This window comes from Verrucomicrobium sp. BvORR034 (genome assembly GCF_000739635.1).
GTDB lineage: Bacteria > Verrucomicrobiota > Verrucomicrobiia > Verrucomicrobiales > Verrucomicrobiaceae > Verrucomicrobium.
Genome location: NZ_BATQ01000165.1, coordinates 1 through 4,197, shown reverse-complemented (window position 1 = coordinate 4,197; position 4,197 = coordinate 1). Strand labels below are relative to the sequence as shown.

The 4,197-nt window shown below is 61.5% G+C and carries 3 protein-coding genes; all 3 read right to left on the bottom strand.

All coding sequences use genetic code 11. The features are described from left to right. Positions 1-338: 338 nt before the first annotated feature. Complete coding sequence (locus BV034_RS28635; protein WP_050030373.1) at positions 339-1,091, bottom strand: SDR family NAD(P)-dependent oxidoreductase; 753 nt, start codon at positions 1,089-1,091, stop codon at positions 339-341. 92 nt (positions 1,092-1,183) lie between these two features. Further along, positions 1,184-2,974: an IlvD/Edd family dehydratase gene (locus tag BV034_RS28630; RefSeq protein ID WP_050030372.1), complete on the bottom strand. Its 1,791-nt coding sequence runs from the start codon at positions 2,972-2,974 to the stop codon at positions 1,184-1,186. A 264-nt stretch (positions 2,975-3,238) separates the two neighbouring features. After that, positions 3,239-4,197: DUF1080 domain-containing protein (locus BV034_RS28625; protein WP_265593580.1), on the bottom strand; the 959-nt coding region annotated here is incomplete at its 5' end.

The following is a 4,197-nucleotide window of genomic DNA, read 5'->3' as shown; positions in this document are numbered from 1 at the left end:
TGCTGTCACCCCTCCGGGGTGAACGCGAGGTTGTTGCTTTCCGGGGGTATCGCTACGCTCAACCCCCGGCTAAGGGCTGGGATGCCTCCGGCATCCAATTTCCCTGTCACACTGTTCCGATCATAATCGGTTAAGCGAGTCAACCTTGGGTACCTTGCGCAGAGAATGGTCAGGTGGGGAAGGCCGACCGCATCCGCATTCTCCCCATCGCCATTAACACCTCCACGCCAGTCCCCCCGAGGTTCCTTGGCAGCCACTAGCTGAAGCGTCTGCAAGCTCCGCCTTCTCCTAGGAGTGACCATGTTCCGGCGGGCACTGGGGCTCAAACACCGACAGCCTTAGTACGTGGCCCGGCCGCCGGTGAGGTCGAAGGTTGCCGCGGTGCTAAAGGAGCAGTCGGAGGAGCATAACCAAGTCGCCATGGCGGCGGCCTCTTCCACCTTGCCGAAGCGGTTCATGGGAATCTTGGACCGCATGTAGTCCACATGCTGGGGCGTGAGCTGCTTGAGGATGTCCGTCTCAATCACGGCTGGCGTGATGCAGTTCACGCAGATGTTTTCCGTGGCGAGTTCTTTGCCCAGGGATTTGGTCAGGGCAATGACTCCCGCCTTGGCGGCGCTGTAGTGCGAGGCATTGGGATTGCCCTCCTTGCCCGCCACGGAGGCGATGTTCACGATCCGGCCATAGCCGTTCGCCAGCAGGCTGGGCACCACGGCACGGCAGCAGAGGAACACACCGGTGAGATCGATGTCCACCACCCGCCTCCAGTCGGCCGGGTCCATCTCCCAGGTGCGCGCATTGGTGCCAGCAATGCCAGCGTTGTTGACGAGGATGGAAATGGCTCCGAAGCGCTGCAACGTGTCCAGGGCAGCAGCAGCAGTAGAGGTTTCAGAAGTCACATCCACCGCGGTTGAGTGAACTTTCTCCGGCTGATTCAAAGCCTCCTTGGCGCTCTCCAGTGCGCCGGCGTCCATGTCCCATAGACAGACGTTGGCCCCGCTTTCAAGGAGCCGTTTGGCGATGGCAAATCCGATGCCGCGGGCACCACCCGTGACGATGGCTGTCTGGCCGTTGAGGTCGTACTGGTTCATAGGATGGCGGCATGATCTCACAGTGCCTCCTGTCAGCGAGGGCCAATACTGGGCATTTTGTGACAGGTGCTTTCGAGGAGCGAATGGGGCGCTCAGTGGTTGTCGCGCGGCACCGCAGCTCCTACATTGCGGTAGCAGGTGGCGAAGTCGAGGCACATGCCCGTGCTGAGCTGGCCGGCGCAGCGGCGGTGGATTTCCTGCCACGGTGTCTGGTTTTCCGACACGGGTGGCTTCCAGGCCGCGCGCCTGCGTTCCAGTTCTTCGTCCGTGAGCAGCACGTCGCAACGACATTGATTGAGGTCAATGACGATGCTGTCACCCGTCTGGAGCAGGGCGAGACCACCGCCCACAGCGGACTCGGGAGAGGCATTGAGGATGCTGGGGCTGGCGCTGGTGCCGCTCTGCCGCCCGTCACCAATGCAGGGCAACTCAGTGACCCCACGACGTACCAGGTAGTCTGGAGGGGTCATGTTCACCACCTCCGGAGCACCCGGGTAGCCGATACTGCCGCTGCCGCGGATGACCAGGAAGCTGTTTTCATCGAGCTCCAGGGCAGGATCGTTGATCCGCTCGTGGTAGTCCTCTGTGCCTTCAAACACGACGGCCCGGCCTTCAAAACGGTTGGGGCTGTCGGGGTTCGAGAGATAACGTTCGCGGAAACCGGTGCCAATGACGCTGGTCTTGATGATGGCGCTGTCGAAAAGATTGCCGGTGAGCACGAGGAATCCGGCATTGGGGCGGAGCGGGGCCTCATAGGTATGGATGACATCCTGGTTCGAGGCATGAACCCCAGCGGTGTTGTCCTGCATGGTGCGGCCGTTGACCGTCAGCGCTTCGCCGTGGATGCGTCCCGCACGCAGCAACTCACCGATCACCGCGGGCACACCGCCAGCGCGGTGAAAGGCCTCGCCCAGATAGCTCCCTGCCGGCATGAGGTTCACCAGCAGCGGCACATCATAGCCATGCGTCTGCCAGTCTTGAATATTGAGCTCCACCCCCATGTGGCGGGCGATGGCGATGATGTGAGGCGGGCAGTTGGTGGAGCCGCCGATGGCGGAATTGACCACGATGGCGTTCTCAAACGCCTGCCGCGTCATGACCTTGGAGGGTTTCAGATCTTCACGCACCATGTTCACGATGCGAAGGCCGGTCTCATAGGCCATCTGTCCACGCTCGCGATAAGGGGCGGGGATGGCGGCGCTGCCCGGCAGCGTCATGCCCAGGGCTTCGGCGAGACTGTTCATGGAAAGGGCGGTGCCCATGGTGTTGCAGTGACCCAGGCTGGGCACGGAGGCGCAGGAGCGCTCCATGAACTCCTCGTAGTCGATCTTGCCGGCGGCATAGAGCTGGCGGGATTCCCACACGATGGTGCCGCTGCCTGCCAGCCTGCCCTTGTAGTGACCATCCAGCATCGGGCCAGAGTTCAGCATGATGCTGGGGAGATCGACGGTCGCCGCGGCCATCAAGGCGGCAGGCGTGGTCTTGTCGCATCCGGTGGTGAAGACCACGCCGTCGAACGGATAGCCGTGGATGACCTCCACCATGCCGAGGTAGGCCAGATTGCGGTCCAACGCTGCGGTGGGACGGCGCACGGTCTCCTGGATGGGATGCACGGGGAAGACAAAGGGAACCCCTCCTGAGTCGCGCACCCCGGCCTTCGCCCGCTCCACCGTTTCCAGGTGCACCCGGTTGCAGGGGGAGATGTCACTGCCCGACTGGCTGATGCCGATGATGGGCCGGCCGCTCTGCAGCTCGCGACGGGTCAGCCCGTAGTTCACGAGGCGCTCCACGTACAAGGCCGTCATGCCAGGATTGGACGGATTGTTCAACCACAGTTCACTGCGGAGACCGTGAGGCATGGATTCGGGAGCGTCATAGGACATGCGGAGATCAACGCAAATCCGGGCAAATCACGCAAGCGAATCACTTCAAAAATTTGGGAATTATGAATTGGCAATTAGGAATGAGTTTCCCAGTCTGCATCCGTGATCACCATCAGGAGTGACTCATTCATAATTCATCATTCCCAATTCCGAATTTTTCCCACTCTGTGCCTCTGTGGTTAAACCTGCATTTCTTCTCTCCCAAGCACAAAAAACTCCCGGGAAGACACAGGGCCTTCACCGGGAGTCGGGGATGGGTAACGCTTACTTGAGCGGCTTCACGCGGATGTTGCGGTAGCGCACGAACTGCTTCGTGAAGTCGCCGCCGCCGTGTACCTGGAGGCCGATGCTGCCGGCCACGGGCAGGCGGGCTTCGGTCTCGGTCCACTCCATGATCTTCATGCCGTTGATCCAGGTGGTGATGGTGGGCTTGTCACCGCCGGTGATGCGCATCTTGAACTCGTTCCACTGGCCGGCCTTCCAGAACGTCTTCCACTGTTCCGGGGTCATGGCCACGGGCTGGGGCGTGCGATCTGGGTTGAGTTCAATGTCGTTCTCGGTCTTGCCGAAGGTGAAGAAGCGCACGTGCGGCTTGCCGCCCAGGCCTTCGCCATAGATGCCCATGAGGCTGCCACCGGTGTGGAAGTCGATGAGGCCCTGGTAGCACTTGCCATCTTCTGTGCTGCGCAGGAAGAGACCGCTGTCCGGACCGAAGTCGTTCTTCATTTCCAGAATGACCTCGAACTGGCTGTACTTCTCATCGGTCAGGATGAGACCGCCGTTGCCGGGAACGTCCTGGCTGCCGGTGATGGCACCGTCCACCACTTCCCACTTGCCGCCGGACACGTTCTTGGAAGTGCGGCTGTGGCCGGACTTGGCGCTCACGTGCCAGCCCTTGAGCGTCTTGCCATCAAACAGGCTGATGAAGCCGTCCTTGTCGGGCGCAGCGGCAGGAGCCGTGACCTCGGCCTTGCGCACTTCTACGGCGGGTTTGGCCGGAGCCACGACAGGCGGCTTGGGCTTGGTGATCATTTCAAAGTCGTCGGAGCGGAACGGCGTGACGGGCAGGCCTTCCACACTGTAGAGGTTGAAGATCGGATTGTCCGACCAGGCGAAGCGCACGGCGATCGGCTTGGCCACTTGATCGCTCCAGACTTCGACCTTGTCCTTGCCCACGATCTTGCCCTGAGCCCAGGCCCACTTCTTGTCCTCGCCGCAGACTG